The sequence below is a fragment of the Noviherbaspirillum sedimenti genome (assembly GCF_003590835.1).
In the GTDB taxonomy this organism is placed as follows: domain Bacteria; phylum Pseudomonadota; class Gammaproteobacteria; order Burkholderiales; family Burkholderiaceae_D; genus Paucimonas; species Paucimonas sedimenti.
Genome location: NZ_QYUQ01000002.1, coordinates 399,365 through 420,517 on the forward strand (window position 1 = coordinate 399,365; position 21,153 = coordinate 420,517).

The 21,153-nt window shown below is 60.6% G+C and carries 23 protein-coding genes and 3 tRNA genes; 18 read left to right on the forward strand and 8 right to left on the reverse strand.

Going from position 1 to position 21,153, the window contains the following annotated elements; genetic code table 11:
- Window positions 1–2 precede the first annotated feature (2 nt).
- Window positions 3–743 (forward strand): 23S rRNA (guanosine(2251)-2'-O)-methyltransferase RlmB, encoded by a 741-nt coding sequence (gene rlmB / locus D3878_RS01955; RefSeq protein WP_119783949.1) that lies wholly within the window; start codon window positions 3–5, stop codon window positions 741–743.
- A 104-nt stretch (window positions 744–847) separates the two neighbouring features.
- The gene (cysE, locus tag D3878_RS01960) at window positions 848–1,597 is read left to right on the forward strand and encodes a serine O-acetyltransferase (RefSeq protein ID WP_119783950.1); all 750 of its coding nucleotides are present in this window, start codon (window positions 848–850) and stop codon (window positions 1,595–1,597) included.
- Between the two features lie 6 nt (window positions 1,598–1,603).
- Here the strand turns inward: cysE and D3878_RS01965 are convergent, their stop codons facing one another.
- From D3878_RS01965 to D3878_RS01975, 3 genes are read right to left on the reverse strand one after another with little or no spacing between them, the layout of a single operon-like run.
- Window positions 1,604–2,398, reverse strand: coding sequence for a UDP-2,3-diacylglucosamine diphosphatase (locus D3878_RS01965; RefSeq protein WP_119783951.1), 795 nt, complete (start codon window positions 2,396–2,398; stop codon window positions 1,604–1,606).
- 10 nt (window positions 2,399–2,408) lie between these two features.
- Window positions 2,409–2,897: a peptidylprolyl isomerase gene (locus tag D3878_RS01970; protein WP_119783952.1), complete on the reverse strand. Its 489-nt coding sequence runs from the start codon at window positions 2,895–2,897 to the stop codon at window positions 2,409–2,411.
- Between the two features lie 46 nt (window positions 2,898–2,943).
- Entirely contained in the window at window positions 2,944–3,540 is a 597-nt protein-coding gene (locus D3878_RS01975) for a peptidylprolyl isomerase (protein ID WP_119783953.1), read from the reverse strand.
- Window positions 3,541–3,647: 107 nt separating this feature from the next.
- Here D3878_RS01975 and cysS point away from each other — a divergent pair, with 107 nt between their 5' ends.
- From cysS to D3878_RS02005, 6 genes are all read left to right on the forward strand, one after another.
- Window positions 3,648–5,060, forward strand: coding sequence for a cysteine--tRNA ligase (cysS, locus tag D3878_RS01980; protein WP_119783954.1), 1,413 nt, complete (start codon window positions 3,648–3,650; stop codon window positions 5,058–5,060).
- A 5-nt stretch (window positions 5,061–5,065) separates the two neighbouring features.
- Complete coding sequence (locus D3878_RS01985) at window positions 5,066–5,713, forward strand: DNA-3-methyladenine glycosylase family protein (RefSeq protein WP_119787645.1); 648 nt, start codon at window positions 5,066–5,068, stop codon at window positions 5,711–5,713.
- Between the two features lie 39 nt (window positions 5,714–5,752).
- The gene (locus tag D3878_RS01990; RefSeq protein WP_119783955.1) at window positions 5,753–6,727 is read left to right on the forward strand and encodes an acetyl-CoA carboxylase carboxyltransferase subunit alpha; all 975 of its coding nucleotides are present in this window, start codon (window positions 5,753–5,755) and stop codon (window positions 6,725–6,727) included.
- 3 nt (window positions 6,728–6,730) lie between these two features.
- Window positions 6,731–8,134 (forward strand): tRNA lysidine(34) synthetase TilS, encoded by a 1,404-nt coding sequence (gene tilS / locus D3878_RS01995; RefSeq protein WP_119783956.1) that lies wholly within the window; start codon window positions 6,731–6,733, stop codon window positions 8,132–8,134.
- Between the two features lie 119 nt (window positions 8,135–8,253).
- Window positions 8,254–9,507 carry an aspartate kinase gene (locus D3878_RS02000; RefSeq protein ID WP_119783957.1) on the forward strand — a complete coding sequence of 418 codons (1,254 nt, stop codon included), beginning with the start codon at window positions 8,254–8,256 and terminating at the stop codon, window positions 9,505–9,507.
- Between the two features lie 89 nt (window positions 9,508–9,596).
- Window positions 9,597–9,690: transfer RNA gene (locus D3878_RS02005), tRNA-Ser, on the forward strand.
- Window positions 9,691–9,997: 307 nt separating this feature from the next.
- Here D3878_RS02005 and D3878_RS02010 read toward each other — a convergent pair.
- Genes D3878_RS02010 through bufA1 form a run of 4 tightly spaced genes read right to left on the reverse strand, consistent with a single transcriptional unit; the run spans window position 9,998 to window position 12,475 of the window.
- Window positions 9,998–10,468: a DoxX family protein gene (locus D3878_RS02010; RefSeq protein ID WP_119787646.1), complete on the reverse strand. Its 471-nt coding sequence runs from the start codon at window positions 10,466–10,468 to the stop codon at window positions 9,998–10,000.
- A 34-nt stretch (window positions 10,469–10,502) separates the two neighbouring features.
- A complete protein-coding gene (locus D3878_RS02015; protein WP_119783958.1) occupies window positions 10,503–11,279 on the reverse strand; it encodes an HvfC/BufC N-terminal domain-containing protein in 777 nt (258 codons plus the stop codon).
- Entirely contained in the window at window positions 11,248–12,141 is an 894-nt protein-coding gene (bufB, locus tag D3878_RS02020) for an MNIO family bufferin maturase (protein ID WP_119783959.1), read from the reverse strand. The genes D3878_RS02015 and bufB overlap by 32 nt, the downstream gene beginning before the upstream one ends.
- Before the next feature lie 13 nt (window positions 12,142–12,154).
- Window positions 12,155–12,475, reverse strand: coding sequence for a BufA1 family periplasmic bufferin-type metallophore (bufA1, locus tag D3878_RS02025; protein ID WP_119783960.1), 321 nt, complete (start codon window positions 12,473–12,475; stop codon window positions 12,155–12,157).
- Between the two features lie 143 nt (window positions 12,476–12,618).
- Between bufA1 and D3878_RS02030 the strand changes: the two genes are divergently transcribed.
- The 10 genes from D3878_RS02030 (at window position 12,619) to D3878_RS02075 (ending at window position 20,969) form a co-directional block, all read left to right on the forward strand.
- Window positions 12,619–13,278: a sigma-70 family RNA polymerase sigma factor gene (locus D3878_RS02030; protein WP_420799468.1), complete on the forward strand. Its 660-nt coding sequence runs from the start codon at window positions 12,619–12,621 to the stop codon at window positions 13,276–13,278.
- The gene (locus D3878_RS02035; RefSeq protein ID WP_119783961.1) at window positions 13,275–13,928 is read left to right on the forward strand and encodes an NrsF family protein; all 654 of its coding nucleotides are present in this window, start codon (window positions 13,275–13,277) and stop codon (window positions 13,926–13,928) included. Before D3878_RS02030 ends, D3878_RS02035 begins: the two co-directional genes overlap by 4 nt.
- Before the next feature lie 667 nt (window positions 13,929–14,595).
- The gene (gene ltrA, locus D3878_RS02040; protein WP_199688060.1) at window positions 14,596–15,942 is read left to right on the forward strand and encodes a group II intron reverse transcriptase/maturase; all 1,347 of its coding nucleotides are present in this window, start codon (window positions 14,596–14,598) and stop codon (window positions 15,940–15,942) included.
- A gap of 226 nt (window positions 15,943–16,168) precedes the next feature.
- Window positions 16,169–16,744 (forward strand): NnrU family protein, encoded by a 576-nt coding sequence (locus tag D3878_RS02045; protein WP_119783962.1) that lies wholly within the window; start codon window positions 16,169–16,171, stop codon window positions 16,742–16,744.
- Window positions 16,745–16,761: 17 nt separating this feature from the next.
- On the forward strand, window positions 16,762–17,169 hold the full coding sequence (locus tag D3878_RS02050) for a hypothetical protein (RefSeq protein ID WP_119783963.1): 408 nt from the start codon (window positions 16,762–16,764) through the stop codon (window positions 17,167–17,169).
- Between the two features lie 24 nt (window positions 17,170–17,193).
- The gene (locus tag D3878_RS02055) at window positions 17,194–17,409 is read left to right on the forward strand and encodes a DUF1653 domain-containing protein (protein WP_119783964.1); all 216 of its coding nucleotides are present in this window, start codon (window positions 17,194–17,196) and stop codon (window positions 17,407–17,409) included.
- A gap of 124 nt (window positions 17,410–17,533) precedes the next feature.
- The gene (locus D3878_RS02060) at window positions 17,534–19,129 is read left to right on the forward strand and encodes a type VI secretion system Vgr family protein (RefSeq protein WP_119783965.1); all 1,596 of its coding nucleotides are present in this window, start codon (window positions 17,534–17,536) and stop codon (window positions 19,127–19,129) included.
- 194 nt (window positions 19,130–19,323) lie between these two features.
- Window positions 19,324–20,718 carry a glutamate--tRNA ligase gene (gene gltX, locus D3878_RS02065; RefSeq protein ID WP_119783966.1) on the forward strand — a complete coding sequence of 465 codons (1,395 nt, stop codon included), beginning with the start codon at window positions 19,324–19,326 and terminating at the stop codon, window positions 20,716–20,718.
- Between the two features lie 62 nt (window positions 20,719–20,780).
- Window positions 20,781–20,856 (forward strand) — tRNA-Ala (locus D3878_RS02070).
- A 37-nt stretch (window positions 20,857–20,893) separates the two neighbouring features.
- A tRNA-Glu gene (locus D3878_RS02075) sits at window positions 20,894–20,969 on the forward strand.
- A 34-nt stretch (window positions 20,970–21,003) separates the two neighbouring features.
- On the opposite strand, the gene D3878_RS23660 is transcribed toward D3878_RS02075, so the two are convergent.
- A complete protein-coding gene (locus tag D3878_RS23660) occupies window positions 21,004–21,147 on the reverse strand; it encodes a hypothetical protein (RefSeq protein ID WP_158592153.1) in 144 nt (47 codons plus the stop codon).
- Window positions 21,148–21,153 lie beyond the last annotated feature (6 nt).

Consider the following 21,153-nt stretch of genomic DNA (forward strand, 5'->3'; position numbering starts at 1 on the left):
CAATGAAAAGCAAGATGATTTTCGGCTTCCATGCCGTCACCGCCCGGCTGCGCCACGATGCTTCATCGGTCGAAGAGATTTATATCGATGCGTCGCGCCACGACCGGCGCATGCAGGACCTGATCCAGGCCATCAAGGCAGCCAATGTCCGCATCATTCATGCCGACGACCAGCGTCTTGACAGCATGGTCGGCACGCGCCGTCACCAGGGCGTGGTGGCGAAAGCCGGCGAACTTTCGCTGGCGCGCAACCTCGATGAATTGCTCGATGCGATCGAAGGCCCGCCGCTGCTGCTGATCCTCGACGGCATCACCGATCCGCATAACCTCGGCGCCTGCCTGCGCGTGGCCGACGGCGCCGGCGCGCATGCGGTGATCGCTCCCAAGGACCGCGCAGTCGGCCTGAATGCGACGGCGGCCAAGGTGGCCAGCGGCGCTGCCGAGACCGTGCCCTACATTACCGTCACCAACCTCGCGCGCACCATGCGCGAACTGAAGGAGCGCGAGGTCTGGCTGTATGGCTTTTCCGACGATGCCGAAAAAACCCTGTACGAAGCCGAACTGGCTGGCCCGGCGGCGTTGGTGATGGGCTCGGAAGGCGAGGGCATGCGCCGGCTGACGCGCGAGAATTGCGACGTGCTGGTCAGCATCCCGATGTTCGGCTCGGTCGAAAGCCTGAACGTCTCGGTGGCCTCGGGTGTCTGCCTGTACGAGGCGCGCCGCCAGCGCCTCGCCGCCGCCTGAGCCAGGCCGGTATCCGTCCTGTATCCAGGCGCAAGCGTTTTCGGGCAGCAGATGTTGCCCGAAAACGCTACCATTACGTTTCCGCATAACCATTCCCGATTTTTATGTTCAGCCGCCTGCGTGAAGACATCGCCAGCATTATCGAACGTGACCCTGCCGCGCGCACGGCATGGGAGGTGCTGACCTGTTATCCGGGGCTGCACGCGCTGATCATGCATCGCCGGGCCAACTGGTGCTGGCGTCATGGCCTGAAGTGGCTCGGGCGCTTCATTTCGCACCTGGCGCGCATTTTTACCGGCATTGAAATTCATCCCGGCGCGACCATCGGCCGGCGCGTCTTCATCGATCATGGCTTTGGCGTGGTGATCGGCGAGACCGCCGATATCGGTGACGATTGCACCATCTACCAGGGCGTGACCCTGGGCGGCACCTCGCTCAGCAAGGGCGCCAAGCGCCACCCGACCCTGGAGCGCGGCGTCATCGTCAGCGCCGGCGCCAAGGTACTGGGCGGCTTCACGGTCGGCGAGGGCGCCAAGATCGGCTCGAACGCGGTGGTGGTCAAGGAAGTGCCGGCAGGGGCGACTGCGGTCGGCATCCCGGCGCGCATCATCCAGAAAGACACGCAGACGATCCGCGAAGAGACGGCGGCACGCATGTTCGCCGCCTATGGCTTGACCAGCGCCGCAGACGATCCGCTGTCCAAGGCCTTGCACGGCCTGATCGACAATGCCGCGACCCAGGAGTTGCAGGTGTTGAAGATTGTCGAAGCCCTGATGCGCTCGGGCATTCCCTGCGAACTCTTGCCGGAACTGGAAAAGTTTGATCCGGAACGCCTGAACAAGCTGGTGGAGTAAGATGTTCTAGGCCAGTTCCTGGCCGTCAAGTCCGAGGCGCCGCACCGCGCCATCGGCGTTCAGCGCAATCCAGCCGCCGCGTGGCGTATCCGTATCGCAATCCCAGTCCGGCAATACATAACGCAGGCGTTCGCCGCCCTGCGCGGGGTGGCTGTGGCGTGCCGGCCGATGGGTGTGACCGTGGATCAGCAACTCGGCCCCGGTGGCGTCGAACAGGGCGCTTACTGCCGCCGGATTGACATCCATGATTTCATAGGACTTTTCGCGCTGGGCGGCGCGGCTCTGGTCGCGCATGCCGGCGATGATGGCCTTGCGCTTTTCCAGTGGCATGGCGAGGAATTCGCGCTGCCATTGCGGCTGGCGCACCTGCGCGCGGAATGCCATGTAGCCGGTATCGTCCGTGCACAGCGCATCGCCATGCGCAAGCGCGAGCTGGCGGCCGGCGATGCTGGTCACGTAGGGATCCGGCAGCAGGGTGATGCCGGTGGCTGCGGCAAAGGCTTCGCTGACCAGGAAATCACGGTTGCCGGCGATCCAGAATACCTGCACGCCGGCCGCGCTCAGTGCGCGCAAGGCCGCAATGATTGCGCCGATGTAGGGGCTGTCGAGATCGTCGTCGCCGGCCCAGTATTCGAACAGGTCGCCCAGCAGGTAGAGCTGGCCGGCATGGCGTGCGTGGTGTTGCAGGAAGTCGAGGAAGGCCTGGGTGGTCTTCGGCAGCGATTCATGCAAATGGACGTCGGAAACAAAAAGCGCAACCGTTTCCGGTTGCGCTTTGCTTGCCTGGTGCGAAGCAGTCATGGACGCTTGATCAGACGATCTCGGCTTTTTCGATCACGACATTCTCGACCGGCACGTCGGCATGCATGCCGCCGCGGCTGGTCTTGACGGCCTTGATCTTGTCGACCACGTCGGTGCCTTCGGTGACCTTGCCGAACACGCAGTAGCCCCAGCCATCCTGGCCCGGGTAATCGAGGAAGCTGTTGTTCTTGACGTTGATGAAGAATTGCGCCGAAGCCGAGTGCGGCGCCGAGGTGCGTGCCATGGCGACGGTGTAGGTGTCGTTCTTCAAGCCGTTCTTGGCTTCGTTTTCAATCGGCTCTTTGGTCGGCTTTTGTTTCATGCCCGGCTCGAAGCCGCCGCCCTGGATCATGAAGCCGTCGATGACGCGATGGAAAATGGTGCCGTCATAGTGGCCGTCGCGCACATAGGACAGGAAGTTTTCGACAGTCTTCGGCGCTTTTTCGGCGTCGAGTTCGAGCGTGATCTTGCCGTGGTTGGTGGTGAGGATGACAGCCATGATGGTCCTTGTTGAGTGGTTATCTGAAAAATTTGCAGCAGGTGGATTACTTGACGATGCTGGCCGATTCGATCACCACCGGCGTGACTGGCACGTTCTGGTGGAAACCCTTGTTGCCGGTCGGGACGGCGCGGATCTTGTCGACCACTTCCTTGCCCTTGACGACCTTGCCGAACACGGCATAACCCCAGCCATCCTGGCCCGGATAGTTGAGGAAATCGTTATCCTTGGTATTGATGAAAAATTGCGCCGAAGCAGAATGCGGCGCCGAGGTGCGCGCCATGGCGACAGTGTAGATGTCGTTTTTCAAGCCGTTCTTGGCTTCATTCTCGACCGGGGCACGGGTCGGTTTTTGCGCCATGTCCTTGTCGAAGCCGCCGCCCTGGATCATGAAATTCTCCATGACCCGATGAAAAATGGTGCCGGAGTAATGGCCGCTCTTGACGTATTGCAGGAAGTTTTCCACCGATTTCGGCGCCTTGTCGGCATCGAGTTCCAGCACGATTTCACCCTGGCTGGTTTTCAGGGCCACGCGCGGATGGCTGGCCGGGTCGGCCTTGTCGGCCGCTTGCGCCAGCACCGCGGAAGAGGCCAGCAGGATGCCGGAGATAAATTTCAGCAGACGGCGACGGGATGCATGCATGGGTCTATCCTTTTTCATCAATGTTATACTGCCGCGAAACCGAACATTTTAACAAAATAAGCTTTATTCTAGTGGTGGCTTGATTTTCCGGCTCCCTGATTACCCCCATGACAGCACTGAAGATTTACAACACGCTGGCGCGTGACAAGCAGGCCTTTTCCCCGATCGAGCCTGGCAAGGTGCGCATGTACGTCTGCGGCATGACTGTCTACGATTATTGCCATCTCGGGCATGCCCGCGTGATGGTAGTGTTCGACATGGTGCAGCGCTGGCTGCGCGCCTCGGGCTACGAGGTCACCTACGTGCGCAACATCACCGATATCGATGACAAGATCATCAAGCGCGCCGTCGAGAATGGCGAGACGATTTCGCAGCTGACGACACGCTTCATCGCCGCCATGGATCAGGATGCGGCGGCGCTGGGGGTGCAAAAGCCCGACCATGAGCCGCGCGCGACCGCCTACGTGCCGCAGATGCTGGGACTGATCGGCCAGCTGGAACAAAACGGTCTGGCCTACAAGGCGGCCGACGGCGATGTCAATTACTCGGTGCGCGACTTCCCCGGCTATGGTAAGTTGTCCGGCAAGTCGCTCGACGACTTGCGCGCCGGCGAGCGCGTGGATGTCAATACCGGCAAGCGCGATCCGCTCGATTTCGTGCTGTGGAAAGCCGCCAAGGATACCGAACCTGAAGAAGTGAAGTGGTCGTCGCCCTGGGGCAGCGGCCGTCCCGGCTGGCATATCGAATGCTCGGCCATGTCATGCGAATTGCTCGGCGAACAGTTCGATATTCACGGCGGCGGCGCCGATCTGCAATTCCCGCATCATGAGAATGAAATTGCCCAGTCCGAAGGCGCGCACGGCGGCCATTTCGTCAATTACTGGATGCACAATGGCTTCATTCGTGTGGATAATGAAAAAATGTCCAAGTCGCTGGGCAATTTCTTCACGATTCGCGAAGTCCTGCAAACATACGATGCCGAAGTGGTGCGCTTTTTCATCCTGCGCGCCCACTATCGCAGCCCGCTGAATTATTCGGATGCCCACCTCGACGATGCCAGGGGTGCGCTGACGCGCCTGTACACGGCGCTGAAGGAAGTCGCGCCCGACGGCGCCGCGCTGGACCGCGAGGAAGCGCATGCGCGTCGTTTTGCCGATGCGCTGAACGATGATTTCAATACGCCGCTGGCAATTTCCGTGCTGTTCGAACTGGCCAATGAAGCCAACAAGACGAAATCGGCCATGCTGGCGCGGCAACTGAAGGCGCTGGCCGGAGTGATCGGCTTGCTGGAACGCGAACCGCAGCAATTCCTGCACGGCGCGCCGGGCAGCGGCGATGCTGCTACTGGCGCTGCTCAGGAGGCGATCCTGGCGCAGATAGAGGAACGGATAGCAGCACGTGCGGCCGCCAAGAAAGCCAGGAATTTTGCCGAAGCCGACCGCTTGCGCGCCGAACTGCTGGCCGAGGGCATCGTCCTGGAAGACAAGCCGGGCGGCACCACTGAATGGCGGAGGGCGTGAGCGGCATGGCCAAACCGACCCCGGGCGATGCCCGCGTATTCATCCCGGAATATTGGGAAGATGCCAAGGCCGAGCTGATGAAGCGCGACCGCATCATGCGCCGGCTGATCCCGCAATTCGACGGCCTACACCTGATCGGGCGCGGCGAGCCGTTCACGACCCTGGCGCGTTCGGTGGTCGGCCAGCAAATCTCGGTCAAGGCGGCGGATACCATCTGGCAGCGTTTTACCGATCTGTGCCCGAAATGCACTCCGGCCCAGGTCCTGAAAGCCGGGGAAGGCCTGGCCGGCTGCGGCTTGTCCAAGCGGAAAACCGAATACATCCTCGATCTGGCGCGCCATTTCAAGGAAAAAAAGGTCCATGCCGACCAGTGGACGGAAATGGAAGACGAGGCGGTAATTGCTGAGTTGATACAAATTCGTGGCATTGGACGCTGGACAGCAGAGATGTTTTTGATATTTAATCTGCTGCGACCGAATATTCTGCCTTTGGATGACCTTGGGTTGCTCAAAGGCATTAGTGTTAATTATTTTTCTGGAGAACCAGTTTCGCGCAGCGATGCGCGCGAAGTGGCTGCCAATTGGGCACCCTGGTGTACGGTGGCAACCTGGTATCTCTGGCGCAGCCTGGCGCCAGTACCGGTGGAATACTGATCCGGAATCATCCACCCGTGTGGAACAGAAGGGAACAAAATGAGTAAAACGACATTCCTCAATTTCGAGCAGCCGATCGCGGAACTGGATTCCAAGATCGAGGAGCTGCGCTTCGTGCAGGACGATTCCGCCGTCGACATCTCGGAAGAGATCGAACGCCTGGCGAAGAAAAGCGACCAGCTGACCAAGGATATCTACGCCAAGCTCACGCCCTGGCAAGTCTCGCAGATCGCGCGTCATCCGCAGCGCCCCTACACCATGGATTACGTGAATGAAATCTTCACGGACTTTCATGAACTGCATGGCGACCGCACCTTCGCCGACGACCTCTCCATCGTCGGCGGCCTGGCGCGCTTCAATGGCCAGGCCTGCATGGTGATCGGCCACCAGAAGGGGCGCGACACCAAGGAACGCGCCATGCGCAACTTCGGCATGCCCAAGCCGGAAGGCTACCGCAAGGCCATGCGCCTGATGAAGCTGGCGGAAAAATTCAACCTGCCGATCTTCACTTTTGTCGATACGCCGGGCGCGTTTCCCGGCATCGATGCCGAGGAGCGCGGCCAATCCGAAGCGCTCGGCCACAACATCTATGTGATGGCTGAACTGAAGGTGCCGCTGATCGCCACTATCATCGGCGAGGGCGGCTCCGGCGGCGCGCTGGCGATCGCCGTGGGCGATTGCGTGCTGATGCTGCAATACGCGACTTACTCGGTGATCTCGCCGGAAGGCTGCGCCTCGATCCTGTGGAAGACTTCGGAGCGCGCCAGCGAGGCGGCCGATGCGCTGGGCCTGACTGCGCACCGCCTGAAGGCGATCAACCTGATCGACAAGATCGTCACCGAACCCCTGGGCGGCGCCCACCGCGATCCCAAGCAGATGGCGGCGATGCTGAAGCGCGCCCTGGCCGATTCGCTGCGCCAGTTCCAGGGCATGAAACCGAAGGATTTGCTGGCAGCCCGCCATGAAAAGCTGCTGAGCTACGGCAAATTCAAGGAAATCGCGCCGCAGGATTAAGACGTGGGCCGTCTGTCCACATTAAGCGACCGATTCGAACGCGCGCTGGAAGCGATTCTGGCGCGCGTTTCCGTTTGCGCTGGATTGCCCGTGGCGCCTGCTGCAGTCGCCGTGGCTTATAGCGGCGGCCTGGATTCGTCGGTCTTGCTGCGCCTGGCGCAGCAGCAGGCGGCCGTGCGCGGAGTCAAGCTGTTCGCCTTCCATGTCCATCATGGCCTCAGCCCCAATGCGGATGCCTGGCTGGCGCATTGCGAGCGCGAGGCGGGGCAGCTGGGCGTGGCCTTCGCGGCGCAGCGCGTGCAAATTGGCGACACCGACCGCAGCGGCGTGGAAGAAGCCGCGCGCGTGCTGCGTTACGCCGCGCTGGGGGCGCTGTGTCGCAAGCATGGCGTGGCGTTGCTGTTGACCGCGCACCACCTGGATGACCAGGCCGAGACGGTGCTGCTGCAACTCTTGCGCGGCTCCGGCGTGGCCGGCCTGTCCGGTATGGATGACATCAACGCCGCGCCGGACCTGCTGGGCGATGCGCGCCTGTTGATGGCACGGCCGCTGCTGGACATCAGCCGCGCCGAACTGGAAGCCTGGGCTGCGCGCGCAGGTATCGCGCACGTGGAAGATGAGTCCAATGCCGATGTCCGCTATGCGCGTAACGCCCTGCGACAGGGTGTCATGCCGCAGCTGAGCCAGAGCTTTCCGGGCTTCCAGGAGCGTCTGGCGCGCAGCGCCAGCCACATGCAGGCGGCGCAGCGCTTGCTGCTGCAGCTGGCGCAGGATGATCTCGCCGCCTGCGCCGACGGCGCTTGCCTCGATCTCGAACGCTTGCGCGGTCTGAGCAGCGAGCGTCTCGACAATCTCCTGCGCCACTGGCTCGGCGTGCATGGCGTACGCATGCCGTCCACTGCGTGGCTGACTGAAATGCGCGCGCAAATGCTGGATGCAAAAGCCGATGCGCAGTTGTGCGTGTCGCACCCCGACTGCGCCATTCGGCGCTACCGCAATCGCGTGTACCTGACGCCGAAATGGGATGAGGACGCGGCCAGCGTGGCGCCGCAGCCGTTTCGCTGGCAGGGCGAAGCCAGCCTGGATTTTTCCGCCTATCAGGGCAGGCTGCATTTCGAGTCGGCGGCAGAAGGGCTTGATGCTGCCTGGCTGCGCGCGCAACCCTTGCTGATCCGCTACCGTCAGGGAGGCGAGAACGTCAAGCTGGCTGCCAACCGGCCCACGCGCAGCCTGAAGCAGCATTTCCAGGCCTTGCACGTGCCGGCCTGGGAGCGGCCTTTCCTGCCGCTGGTGACGGCCGGCCAGGAGGTGTTGTATGCGGCCGGCATCGGCATGGATTGCCATCGCAGCGGATCAGGGCAGGGCGAATATGTCCGCCTGCGCTGGGAGCATGTTCTGCAGTCCTAGCGATTGTGCCCGGCGGCGCCTCTATTTGCGCGGTTGTCCTGACTTTTTCACTTGTCTTCCCGGGGCGCAACAGGTAGACTAAAAGGTTGATTTTTATTCGTTTTTTACTATTTTCCGTTATGGCATTAATTGTTCACAAATACGGCGGTACTTCGATGGGCTCGACCGAGCGCATCCGCAATGTCGCCAGGCGCGTGGCCAAATGGCACGACGCCGGCAACCAGATCGTGGTCGTGCCTTCGGCGATGTCGGGCGAGACCAACCGCCTGATCGGCCTGGCCAGGGAAATCATGCCGCAGCCCGACCCGCGCGAGCTCGACATGCTGGCCTCGACCGGCGAGCAAGTCTCGGTGGCGCTGCTGTCGATGGCCTTGCAGTCGCTCGGCAAGCAGGCCGTGTCCTACGCCGGCTGGCAAGTGCCGATCAAGACCAATTCCGCCTTCACCAAGGCGCGCATCCAGTCGATCGACGATGCCAAAATCCGCAAAGACCTCGACGCTGGCAAGATCGTCATCGTCACCGGTTTCCAGGGTGTGGACGAAGGCGGCAATATCACGACGCTGGGTCGCGGCGGTTCCGATACCTCGGCGGTGGCGGTGGCGGCGGCGCTGAAGGCGCAGGAATGCCTGATCTTTACCGACGTCGATGGCGTCTACACGACCGACCCGCGCGTGGTGACCGAAGCGCGCCGCCTGAACACGGTCACCTTCGAAGAAATGCTGGAAATGGCTTCGCTCGGCTCCAAGGTCTTGCAGATCCGTTCGGTGGAATTTGCCGGCAACTATCGCATGCCGACGCGCGTGCTGTCGTCGCTGACTGATCCGATGATTTCGCTGGAAGAAGAAGCCAGATCCGGCACCCTGATTTCGTTTGAGGAAGATACAAAAATGGAACAAGCAACAATTACCGGCATCGCCTTCAGCCGCGACGAAGCCAAGATCACTGTGCAGGGCGTGCCGGACAAGCCGGGCATCGCTTACCAGATTCTCGGCCCGGTCGCGGACGCCAATATCGAAGTCGACATGATCATCCAGAACCAGGCGGTGGATGGCAGGACCGATTTTTCCTTCACCGTGCCGCGCGGCGAGTACGCCAAAACCATCGACGTGCTGGAAAAGAGCGTCAAGGGCCACATCAACCCGACCAGCATCACCGGCGACACCAAGGTATCGAAAGTCTCCGTGGTGGGCGTGGGCATGCGCAGCCACGTCGGTATCGCTTCGCAAATGTTCCGTACGCTGGCCGAAGAGGGCATCAACATCCAGCTGATCTCGACTTCCGAAATCAAGATTTCGGTGCTGATCGATGAAAAGTATATGGAACTGGCAGTGCGTGCCTTGCACAAGGCATTCGACCTGGAAAAAGCAGTCTGATCTGCTGCAGAGTTGTATTGACCAGACGCGCTTGAGAAGTTATTATGCGTGGCTTAACAGAAACGGATTTTGTTGACCGTTTCTTGTTTGGAGGCGTGGCCGAGTGGTCGAAGGCACTTCCCTGCTAAGGAAGCATATGGGCTTAAACCCGTATCGAGGGTTCGAATCCCTCCGCCTCCTCCAGTAACACTGAAAAAAGTCCCGCAAGGGACTTTTTTCATTTCAGGGGAGGCGAGCGCGCAAAGCGCGCGCGGGGGAGAGAAGCAGGGGGTTCGCGGAGCACTGCTCCGCGCCTGCTGAGCGGCACCGGCATGCAGGCAGGTGCCTCGAAGCTTTGCGCCTGCAGGCGCAAAGCCGGGAGAATCTGCGGGGCGGGGTGGCGCGCAGCGACGCGCCGGGCCGCAGTGGGAACTGAAACGCGAGGGATTCGTATTGTACTGATCGGGAGCGGCTCTGCCGACGCCGGCTGCTGCCGTTTCAGCCGGCGTCCTTAACGCGGACCACCCAACCGTTTCCAGATCAAAGCGTCGATAGACCAGTTCCCCGGCCCTCGGCACAGCAGCACAAGGAGCATCGCAGCCCACTGGATGTGCGTTGGCCATGCTTGCGGGTAGACGAAGATCTGGATGACCGCCGTCATCGCGAGCAGCACAAATGCCACTGGACGCGTCGCCAATCCGAGGACGAGCAGGACCGGCGCGCTCGATTCGATTGCAATCGAAATGTAAGCCATCAGCTCCGGCGGCAGGAGCGGCAGCTTGTACTCTTCGCGAAAGAGTTCGACTGCCGTATTCAGGTTCGCGAGCTTGGCCATTGCCGAGTTCCAGAAAACGGTAGCGATGGCGAAGCGCAATGGAATCGCGAGCAGCGAGTAGGGCACATGTTCAAGCCACAGAACGAGTTGCGCCAGACGGGAGGTTTGCGGCGAGTTGAAGGCGGCGGATTGAGTCGAGGGCGTCATCATGAAAGCTCCAAGCGGAAATTGGAAAGCCTGGTCAGAGGCCTGCATCGGCAAAGCAGCCGCGTGCCAGGTGCGCGGCGAGCAGGTCGTAGGCGTCATTGCACGGCGTTTCATCGAGCGCCTGCTGCAAGGGCATCCCGGAAAATATCGAGGACGTAAGGCGCCATTGCCCTTCGCTCAAACGGTCCACATCGACGCTGTTTTCAGATCGGCAAATGAGCAGCCAGACCGGGCCGTCCGCGAGATCGATTGCCGCCATGGCGCTTTCATCGCGTTCCAGCACCGCGCGCCAGATCGAATCCACGGGATACTCGGAGCGGCACAGCCGTATTGCCGGATGTGCCGCCAAACGCAGGCGTCCGAGCTCCGCTTCATTTAATTGCGCAAGACGCGCCGGCTGCAACGGCTTCGCATCCGGCGCATGCAGCACGCCGTTGATCAGCCGCTCGAGGCGGGCGACGTCGGCAAGGTAGCCGATCGATGCCGCTTGCGGGAACCGCGCCAGAAATTCCGGGAAGTCCGCTCCGTATTCGTCCAGCCACGCGCTGCGCGGCGGAGACCGATCGATGAACATGCGGGCGGCTCCTTCGAAGAAGTCGGCGCCGACCAGGCAATGAATGGCAGGATAGGAAAGGCGCAGCGCCCTGACCAGCGCCATCGTCATGGTGTTTCGGTAAATGTCAAGCCGCTGGCTTCCATCCAGTCCATCTGCGACGACAAGCTCGCCCGCGGCGGCTTCCGTGCGGCGCAGCAGGCTCCGGCAGACGGCGCTCTGCAGTTCAGACAGCGTGGGGGCAGGCAGGTTCGTCATTGCGGTATCTTTCGAGAGCGGCCTCGGCCAAAGCCGCTTCTTCCATCAATATTTCAAACGGCGGCACGTCGGTATCCCATTCAATGAGCGTGGGCACTGGTCCGAAGCGTTCGAGCGCCTTGCCGTAGAGAGCCCAGACTTTCGTTGCGACGCGCGAGCCATGATCGTCGATGCGAAGCGTTCGTCCCTGCTCCAGCTGTCTCACGCTATGGCCGGAAAGATGAATCTCGCCGACAGACGCCGGCGGCAATGCGGCCAGATAGGCGACGGCGTCCCAGCCGTGATTGCTGGCGCTGACGTAGATATTGTTGACGTCGCATAAAATGCCGCAGCCGGTGCGGCGCGCGACGGCTGAGAGGAATTCCCACTCCGGAATCGTCGAGTGCCGGAAACGCAGATAGGTCGACGGGTTTTCGATCAGGATGCGCCGCTTCAGGCAAGTCTGCACTTGCTCAACATGCCGGCAAACGATGGCCAGTGCTTCTTCCGTCATCGGCAGCGGCAGGAGATCGGCGAGATACGTCCCGCCGCTGATGCTCCAGCTCATGTGCTCGGAAACAAGAGCCGGTTCGATGCGCTCAACCACATCCCGCACCCGTGCCAGATGCGTCGAATCCAGCCCGTCGGCGCTGCCGAGGGACAATCCGGTGCCATGCAGAGAGAGCGGATAATCGCGGCGAATCGCGTCGAGGTGGCGCGGCGCGAATCCTCCACCGATGTAGTTTTCGGTATGCACTTCAAACCAGGCGACATCCGGCCGCACTTCCATGACGAAGCGGTGGTGCGCAAAGCGCAGTCCGATTCCCGCTTTCGCGAGGATCGGACCGGATGCGCATGGCAAAGGCGCTGCAGACACATCCATGGAAACGCTCTTCTCAGCTGGCTTTCAGCTTGCCGCCTTGAATCTTGCTGCAATCGCCGGCTGGCAGCAATACAAAGGATTTCGAATCCCGTGCCTGGGTTGCCTGTCCGGAGCAGGAGTGCACCCCTTCCGCGCAATCGTTCTTCGCGACGGCATTGATTCCGTAACATTTCTCCAGCTTGCTCTTTTGCATTCTCGCCATGTTGTCCTTAACCACTTGTGGCGCACTGCTCATGTCCTTTTTCTCTTGCGCCTGTCCCGGCAATGCCTGGAGCGCGAGGGCAAGTCCGACTGCGGTCGAAAGCGTGGAAACTGCCAATACATGCTTGCTCATAGTCCATCTCCTCAATCATGTCACCTGATAACGGCCGCGGAATCGCAACCATGTCAGAAGATTCGGCCGGAGCCGACTAAAGGTTACATGGCGCGAAAAATATATTTTTCCACGGATTCCTTGGAAAGGCGCAGAATTCCATCATGTCCACCGACACGCATCAACATGGCACTGCCCTGAGCCTGATGAAGGAGACCCAAGATCGGCGCGCCGCGGCGCAGCAGTCCGCGACATCTTTTGTCCGGCCGGACGGCACGCTGGACTGGTCGGTTTATATGGTCCATGCACAAGCAGGCGATCGCCAGGCCTACCGGCGTTTGCTTGAAGAAATCACGCCTTATCTGCGTGGACTCGCAGCCCGCCACATCCGAAACGGCAGTGATATCGAGGATACGGTCCAGGATATCCTCCTCACCGTGCACTCGGTACGCAATACATACGACCCGGCGCGGCCGTTCGGTCCGTGGCTGGTCGCCATCGCGAACCGGCGCATCATCGACGAGTTGCGCCGGCGGGGACGCGTAGACGCGCATGAAACGCCGCTCGATCCGGAACATGAGAATTTTTCTTCCTCTGAAGCGAATCTCCAGGAACAGGCGGTTGAAGCACGGATACTGCGCGACGCCCTTGATTTCCTGCCGGCGGGACAACGGGACGCGCTTCGGATGTTAAAGCTTGAGGAGATGTCGTTGAAGGAAGCTGCAGCCGCGAGCGGGATGTCGATTACCGCATTGAAAGTCGCTGCCCATCGCGCCCTGAAAAACCTGCGCAAACGGATGGAGAGGCGAGGTGCGAGCAAATGACGTCAACCCCCGACCTTATTGACTTGCTGGTTGCCGATGCAAAGCCGGTGCGGCGCTTGCTGCCGCCCCTGATGCGAGCCTCGTGCTGGCTGCTGTTTGCAGTGTTGATGCTGGTGCTGGTCGGCGTCGAACATGGCGTTCGCCCGGACCTCGGCGTCAAGCTGCAGCAACCTGTCTTTGTCACCGGGGTTGCAGCCGCTGCCATCACGGGTGTGCTCGCCGCAATGGCATCGTTCATTGCAAGTATTCCCGGCCGGTCGCGGAATTGGTTGCTGCTGCCGGCGCCGTCGCTCGTCTTGTGGATATCCACTATCGGTTACGGCTGTCTCACCAATTGGGTTGCTGTCGGCCCGGACGGCGTGTCTCTCGGCGAGACCGCGCGCTGTTTTGCGACGCTGGCGTTGATTGGCGCACCACTGTCGCTCTTGATGCTGATCATGCTTCGATATGCCGCGCGCCTGTCGCCCAGGCCAGTTGCAATGAGCGCTAGTCTCGCAGTCGCTGCGATAACTGCGACCGCTCTTTCGCTGCTGCATCCGATAGATGCGACGGTAATGGTCCTGATGTGGAATATTGGCCTGGCAGTGCTGCTGATGACCGTCGGTGGCCTGTATGGCCGCAGGCTGTTCGAGTGGGTCGCATCGCAATGATTTGCTAAAGAGTAAGCATGTCTAAGGCTGCGCTAAATAAGCGCGTCCATTCTTTGCAATAGTCACATCGGCTTTTGGGGGCGGCGGTGGCAGACTCAGCGGTAGCCGCCGCTGGCGTGTTAAATGAACCACCGTATGCGGAACCGCACGTACGGTGGTGTGGGAGTTGCGCCTTGCAAGCGCATGAAATTCAGCGGCCTGAAATGGCTGCCGCGGCAAAGCCTAGCCAGCAGTCGCGTACCGAGTCTTGCGTGGTGTCCGGTAACGGCCACTGCGAAGCGTAGACAGGGAGGTTGCAGGCCGGAACATCAGTGAACGGAAAAATAGCCCCGAAATCACACTGGTCGAAGTAGCCGACCCTATCTCTCAAAGGGGAAGGCGGAATTCCAGCATGCGCCACGGCGAGTGTGCTGGAGTGCTTCCGGGGTTCGTACCGCCAGCATGTAACCAAAGAATTTCATGTGAACAAGGGAGATCCGTCAGGTTCAAGCGCAGCTTGTAAGGCCAGACGAGCCGAGAAGGCAGAATGGCTTGATGACCTGACGGAAGTCAGACTGGCTGATAGTACTCCGAGATCGGGAGAGCCGATCACATGGGGAAGCGGCCAGCAGCAGTTGAATCGTTCTTGGGCAACATGGACTCCATACAAAGGGAGGCAAGGTCTTTTATGCAAAGAGAAGAATCACCCGCCATGGAAACGGGACTCGAACGAATAGCAGTGAAAGCTCGGTGCGAACCGGCACTTCGGTTTACTTCGCTGGCACACTACATTACGCAGGACCGGGTGTGGACGAATCTGTGGAAGATTCCAAGTCGCTCGGCGGCTGGTGTGGATGGCCAGAAGGTGCCAGAGGCGAAGGAGAGCTTTGAGGAATGGATTGGGCCGATGCTTCAATCCGTCCACCGCCGAGGGTATCAAGCGCCAGACATCCGGCGCGTGTATATCCCGAAGCCCGGCAAACAGGAGATGCGCCCGCTGGGCGTACCGACTGTGGCTGATCGGGCCTTGCAGCGCAGTGCCGCCCAAGTCCTATCCGCCATTTACGAACAGGACTTTATGCCATGTTCGTTTGGTGGTAGACCTGAGCGCAATGCCCACCAAGCACTGGCGACACTCAATGAGGTAGTCGCTGGTCGCAAAGTCAGTTGGGTGCTGGAAGCGGACTTGAAGAACTTCTTCGGGAGCCTGAACCACGATTGGCTGCTTCGATTTGTGGAGCACCGGGTAGGAGACCCACGCATGATCAGTTTGATCCGGCGGTGGCTCAAGGCAGGCGTACTGGAAGACGGCAAGGTGCATCAAAGTGAGGAGGGAACGCCGCAAGGCGGTTCGATCAGCGTGCTATTGAGTAACGTGTATTTGCATTACGTGCTGGACCTGTGGTTTGAACGCGTGGTCAAACGGCACCTGCAAGGCAAGGCTTACTTGGTGCGCTACATCGACGACTTTGTGATGTGTTTCCAATACGAGTCAGATGCACGACGGGTTCAGGACGCTCTGCGCAAACGGTTGGAGAAGTTTGGTTTGACCCTTGAATCAAGCAAGACCAAGCTCGTTGCATTTGGTCGATTTGCGCAACGGGATGCGGGCAATCATGGGCGGAAGAGGCCGGAGACGATCTACTTCCTGGGCTTTACCCTGTATTGCACGCAAAACCTGAAGGGCAGATTTAAGGTAGGGATGCAAACAGAGAAATCGCGATTGCGACGTAGTCTGGCAAACCTGCAAGACTTGATGCGGCAGGTAAGGCACTTGTCGATTCGGGAGCAGGCTGAAAAGCTCAACCGGGTATTGCGCGGCCACTATGCGTACTACGGCATTGCCGGAAATTTCCGGGCACTGCTGCAAGTGCACAGGGGTGTCGAGCGTTACTGGCGCAAAATGCTGAGTAGCCGTAGCCGCTCAGGCGGTGTTACGTGGGAAGCGTTTCATCAAATTAAGACGCGGTTTCCGTTGATGCGACCAAAGCTGCATTTGCCCTACCGGGCCTTGCAAGCTATCGCTGTACTGTAAATCAACTGCTGAAGAGCGTAGTGCGGGAAATCCGCACGCTACGTTCTGTGGGAACCGGAGGCGGGTGACTGCCTCCGGTGACCCGGTGGCGGCGGGAGTAATTCCGTCCCCTACTCAATCGGAGAGAGCGCGCACTGCGCGCGGGAGGGATTCGAAGCTTTTGCCGGCTTGTGGCAATGTACAATGCTGAGCGGTCAACACAAACTCCTTCCTGAGGAGACCGGCAATGGCGACATTGATTCTTGGGCTGGTGACTTTTTTGGGCATGCATTCCGTCCGTATATTCGCCGATGACTGGCGCACCGCCCAGCGTGCGAGGTATGGCGAGAAAGCGTGGAAATTGGGATACACCCTGATTTCGCTGGTCGGCTTCGGGCTGATCATTTGGGGATTCGGCATGGCCCGGAACGACCCCCTCGTGCTGTGGAGTCCCCCGGTGGCCATGCGGCATATCGCGTCCCTCCTCACGTTAATCTCTTTCGTCCTGCTGGCAGCGACTTACGTTCCCCGCAACGGCATCAAGGCCCGCTTGCATCATCCGATGGTGCTGGGCGTCACGGTTTGGGCCTTCGCCCATTTGCTGGCGAATGGAACCCTTGCTGATGTGATCCTCTTCGGCAGTTTTCTGGTGTGGGCAAAATTGTCTTACCTGGCCGCACGCAAAAGGGACCGCATGGCAGGCACCCGATATCCTGCAGGAACAATGGGCGGAACGATCGCTGCAGTGGCGGCCGGTGGTGTCGCCTGGATGCTGTTTGCATTCTGGCTGCATGGGTTGCTGATTGGCGTTAATCCACTATGATCTGACCCGGGAATGCCATGGCGAACCTGTTCAATCAACTACCTGACTACAGCAAGTCTCCGGCAGGAAGGGAACGCACGATCCTGCGCCTGTTGCCCAGAGCCTCCCTTGCCGGCAGCATCCTGATCGCGCTGCCGGCGCTGCTGATACGCCTCCTGCCGCTGTTCGGCCTCGCACCGGCGGACCCCAAGCTGGCCTCCACCGTCGATATCATGAGCATCGCCGTGATGATCGTGTTCTGGATCGCCCTCGTCATCGTCGGCACCGGCGCTTTCCTCGTCATGCTGATGAAAGGCCCGGCCTATGTCGCCGATCCCTATGCCATGGTCGATTCCGACAAGCCCGGCAAGCGCATGGCGGAAATGCAGCCGGGCAAGGCGATCTATCAAGGGGAAGGCAAATCTCCCCCTGAGCAGGATTCCTGATTCCCGATACCTTCCGGATTCATCATGGCAAACACAAACCATCAAGCAAAACGCTACCGGCACTACAAGGGCGGCATTTATGAATTGGTTTGCGAGGCGACCCAGGAAGCCGATCTGACACCGGTGATCGTGTATCGGGCGCACGACGGCTCGGTATGGGTGCGTCCGCGAGACGTGTTTTTTCAGATGATCGAAGTCGATGGCAAGCAGATGCCGCGCTTTGCGCCCATTGACGACTGAGCTGTAAATATTTCCTCAAGGAAATGCAGCAGGCGGCACCTTGTTAATTTAATGACATTTTTCTGCCTTCATTTATCATTCCGTCGTGTTTTCAATTTGCTAACATTGAATAACAGGACAAACGATGAATGGAGGCCTCTCCGGCGCCATGGCCGCGCTGCGCGCGCTGCTGGCCGGCCATACGCAAGACACCCGCCTGTTGCGCCTGACGACCTCGCCCGGGGCCGATGCGCTGCTGGTGGAGCGCATCGCCGGCCGGGAAGGCTTGAGCCAGGGATTTCGTTTCGACATTACGACGCTGTCCACGGATGCTGCGCTGGATGGCAAGCGCCTGCTGGGGCAACCGGCCTTGCTGGAAATTCTCACGCAGCATAGCCGTAGCGAGCTGCGCCCCATCCACGGTCACATCACTGCTTTTGAACCGCTGTCGTCCGAAGCAGGATTGACGCGTTACCGGCTGAATATCGAACCCTGGACCGCCTTCCTGCGCCACCGCTTCGATTCCTTCGTCTGGCAGGACAAGAGCACGCTCGACATCGTCGCGGAAATCTTTGCCGACTACCAGGGCCAGGGCAGGCTGGCGCCGGAATGGCGCCTGGCCTTGAGCGATGCATCGCGCTACGCGCCGCGCGAAGTCTGCACCCAGTTCGAGGAAAGCGACTGGGCCTTCGTCGAACGCCTGCTGGCCGAGGAAGGCCTGTTCTACTGGTTCGAACATGTGGGCGACGCGGGCAGCGCGGCGCTGGGCAATCACCGGCTGGTGATCGCCGACAGCAATGCCGCCTTCGGGCCCAACGTGCAGCCGCCCATCCGCTTCCACCGCGCCGCCGCGGTCGAGCAATCCGACACCATCACCGGCTGGCAGACGGCGCGGCGCGTCGTCACCAATACGGTGCGCGTGGCAAGCTGGAACGAGCGGCAGGTGAGCGTCATCGGCCATCAGCAGGGAGGCAGCCATGCCGGTGGCGACGTGCCCGAACTGCTGGCCAGCGACCATGCCGGCCTGCGGCATTTCGATAGCGGCGACGCCGCCGAGCGCAGCGCGCGCCTGCATCTTGAGGCGCTGGAGGCGCGCAACCATACCTGCCACGGCGAAGGCACGGTGAGAACGCTGGCGCCCGGCAGCACCTTCGTGCTGACGGAACATCCGGTGCATGATCGCGAGCGCCTGCAAGAGGGGGATGCCGAGGTTTGCTTTGCCGTCATCGCCGTGCAGCACTTCGGCCGCAATAACCTGGGGTCGGATGCGAATACGCTGATCGACAGCGTATTCGGCAACAGCGCGCAAGCGTCCTCGCTGGGAGGGCTGAATGGGCAAGCCAGCCGGGGCGCCGAGGATGCCGAACCGCTCTATCGCAACCGTTTTACAGCGCTGCGCGCCGATATTCCCTGGCGCCCGCTAACGGTCGATGCGCGCGGCGCCTTGCTGCATCCGAAACCGACGGTCACCGGCATTCATACCGCCATCGTCGTCGGCACCCCGGGGCAGGACCTGACCACCGAGCGCAACCACCGCATCAAGGTGCAGCTGCACTGGCAGCGCGGTGCGCAATCGCACAGCCGCAGAAGCCATCCGCAGGGCGACAACAATACGCCGGCGCAGGAATCAGCCTATGTCTGGGTGCGCGTGATGGAACCCGCCGCTGGTCCCAACTGGGGCAGCAGCTTTACTCCGCGCATCGGCCAGGAAGTCATTTTTGAGGACGAGGTGAGTCTGTGAGTCTTGACGTGTTTGAAATGCCCCATCGCCCCTAATTTCCACTCCCCCAGCCAACACGGTAAAATACCCCTTTAACCACGAATTCAACGGCTTTGGCGTCCCAAGGCCGTTTTTGCTTCGGCCGCAGCATAGCTGCTTAACTTGCTGCGCAAGTTAGCCTTCACAGAAACCGAGTTTCCTTTGCCACTTACGCCATGACCGTCCGCACTCGTTTCGCTCCCAGCCCGACCGGCTACCTCCATCTCGGCGGCGCCCGCACCGCGCTGTTTTCGTGGGCCTATGCCCGCCATTTCGGCGGCACTTTCATTTTGCGCATCGAGGATACCGACCTCGAGCGCTCGACCCCGGAAGCGGTGCAGGCGATCCTGGACGGCATGCAGTGGCTTGGCCTGCAGCATGACGAAGGCCCGTTCTACCAGATGCAGCGGATGGACCGCTACCGCGAAGTGATCGGGCAAATGCTGCAAGCCGGTAGTGCCTATTATTGCTATTCCTCGCCCGAAGAGGTCGAGGCGATGCGCGAACGCATGCGCGCCGCCGGCGAGAAGCCACGCTACGATGGCACCTGGCGCCCGGAACCCGGCAAGAGCTTGCCGCCTGTGCCGGACGGCCGCAAGCCGGTGGTGCGCTTCCGTAATCCGCTGGATGGCGAAGTCACCTGGAACGACGTGGTGAAAGGGCAGATCACGATTGCCAACCGCGAACTGGACGACCTGGTGATCGCCCGCCCGGACGGCACGCCGACCTATAACTTCTGCGTGGCCATCGACGACTGGGATATGAACATCACCCACGTAATCCGCGGCGACGACCACGTCAACAATACCCCGCGCCAGATCAATATCCTGCAGGCGCTGGGAGCGCCGCTGCCGCAGTACGGCCACGTGCCGATGATCCTTGGCGCCGACGGCGAGAAGCTGTCCAAGCGCCATGGCGCCGTCAGCGTGATGGAATACCCGGCGCAAGGCTACCTGCCGGAAGCGATGCTGAACTACCTGGCACGGCTGGGCTGGAGCCACGGCGACGACGAGATTTTCTCGATGGAGCAATTGTGCAGCTGGTTCGACCTCGATCACCTGTCCAAGTCGCCGGCGCAGTTCAATCCGGAAAAGCTGGCATGGCTGAACAACCATTACATCAAGCTGGCCGACAACGAGCGTCTGGCCGACCTGGTGCGCCCGGTGATGGAACGCGAAGGCGCGCAGTTCGACGGCGCGCCGCCGCTGGCATCTGCGATCGGCCTGATGAAGGACCGTACCAATACCCTGAACGAGCTGGCCGATGCGGCCATGCTGTTCTTCCGCCAGCCGCATCCGGACGCGGCCCTGCTGGCGCAGCACCTGACGGACGCCGTGCGGCCGGCGCTGGCGCAGTATGCCGAGCAGTGCAAGACGGTGGCCTGGAGCAGGGAAGCCCTGTCGGCCATGCTGAAGGAAGTGCTGGCTGCGCACAAGCTGAAGATGCCGCAATTGGCCATGCCGCTGCGTCTGTTGATTACAGGGCAGTTGCAGACGCCGTCGATCGATGCCGTGGTTGAATTGTTCGGTCGCGAAACGGTGTTGGCGCGCTTGGCGAAACATCTTTCATAAATATTCGAAAAGCGCATTTACAGAAGTGAAGTAGCTTTGCTATAATTTCGCTTCTACGCAAGGGGGGTATAGCTCAGCTGGGAGAGCGCTTGCATGGCATGCAAGAGGTCAGCGGTTCGATCCCGCTTACCTCCACCATTAAAATAGTGTAGAATAGCAACAAGGACAGGTTACTGTCCCCATCGTCTAGAGGCCTAGGACATCACCCTTTCACGGTGAGTACGGGGGTTCGAATCCCCCTGGGGACGCCAGCTTAAAAACGCCACGCATTGCGTGGCGTTTTTTTTATCTCTGTAAAAAGCGCGCATTGCGCGCGAGCGGGGATTCGAAGGGTTCGGCTTGCAAGCCGAACCGCGGCCCGCGGAACGTGGGCGAATCCCCCTGGGTCGTCAAAATAAAAACGCCACGCAACAGCGCGGCGTTTTTCATTTATGC

Bases quoted from the DNA above. Each gene is read 5' to 3' on its own strand.
- rlmB (WP_119783949.1), top strand. From the start codon at position 3: ATGAAAAGCAAGATGATTTTCGGCTTCCATGCCGTCACCGCCCGGCTG.
- cysE (WP_119783950.1), top strand. From the start codon at position 848: ATGTTCAGCCGCCTGCGTGAAGACATCGCCAGCATTATCGAACGTGAC.
- D3878_RS01965 (WP_119783951.1), bottom strand. From the start codon at position 2,398: ATGACTGCTTCGCACCAGGCAAGCAAAGCGCAACCGGAAACGGTTGCG.
- D3878_RS01970 (WP_119783952.1), bottom strand. From the start codon at position 2,897: ATGGCTGTCATCCTCACCACCAACCACGGCAAGATCACGCTCGAACTC.
- D3878_RS01975 (WP_119783953.1), bottom strand. From the start codon at position 3,540: ATGCATGCATCCCGTCGCCGTCTGCTGAAATTTATCTCCGGCATCCTG.
- cysS (WP_119783954.1), top strand. From the start codon at position 3,648: ATGACAGCACTGAAGATTTACAACACGCTGGCGCGTGACAAGCAGGCC.
- D3878_RS01985 (WP_119787645.1), top strand. From the start codon at position 5,066: ATGGCCAAACCGACCCCGGGCGATGCCCGCGTATTCATCCCGGAATAT.
- D3878_RS01990 (WP_119783955.1), top strand. From the start codon at position 5,753: ATGAGTAAAACGACATTCCTCAATTTCGAGCAGCCGATCGCGGAACTG.
- D3878_RS02000 (WP_119783957.1), top strand. From the start codon at position 8,254: ATGGCATTAATTGTTCACAAATACGGCGGTACTTCGATGGGCTCGACC.
- D3878_RS02010 (WP_119787646.1), bottom strand. From the start codon at position 10,468: ATGACGCCCTCGACTCAATCCGCCGCCTTCAACTCGCCGCAAACCTCC.
- D3878_RS02015 (WP_119783958.1), bottom strand. From the start codon at position 11,279: ATGACGAACCTGCCTGCCCCCACGCTGTCTGAACTGCAGAGCGCCGTC.
- bufB (WP_119783959.1), bottom strand. From the start codon at position 12,141: ATGGATGTGTCTGCAGCGCCTTTGCCATGCGCATCCGGTCCGATCCTC.
- bufA1 (WP_119783960.1), bottom strand. From the start codon at position 12,475: ATGAGCAAGCATGTATTGGCAGTTTCCACGCTTTCGACCGCAGTCGGA.
- D3878_RS02030 (WP_420799468.1), top strand. From the start codon at position 12,619: ATGTCCACCGACACGCATCAACATGGCACTGCCCTGAGCCTGATGAAG.
- D3878_RS02035 (WP_119783961.1), top strand. From the start codon at position 13,275: ATGACGTCAACCCCCGACCTTATTGACTTGCTGGTTGCCGATGCAAAG.
- ltrA (WP_199688060.1), top strand. From the start codon at position 14,596: ATGCAAAGAGAAGAATCACCCGCCATGGAAACGGGACTCGAACGAATA.
- D3878_RS02045 (WP_119783962.1), top strand. From the start codon at position 16,169: ATGGCGACATTGATTCTTGGGCTGGTGACTTTTTTGGGCATGCATTCC.
- D3878_RS02050 (WP_119783963.1), top strand. From the start codon at position 16,762: ATGGCGAACCTGTTCAATCAACTACCTGACTACAGCAAGTCTCCGGCA.
- D3878_RS02055 (WP_119783964.1), top strand. From the start codon at position 17,194: ATGGCAAACACAAACCATCAAGCAAAACGCTACCGGCACTACAAGGGC.
- D3878_RS02060 (WP_119783965.1), top strand. From the start codon at position 17,534: ATGAATGGAGGCCTCTCCGGCGCCATGGCCGCGCTGCGCGCGCTGCTG.
- gltX (WP_119783966.1), top strand. From the start codon at position 19,324: ATGACCGTCCGCACTCGTTTCGCTCCCAGCCCGACCGGCTACCTCCAT.
- D3878_RS23660 (WP_158592153.1), bottom strand. From the start codon at position 21,147: ATGAAAAACGCCGCGCTGTTGCGTGGCGTTTTTATTTTGACGACCCAG.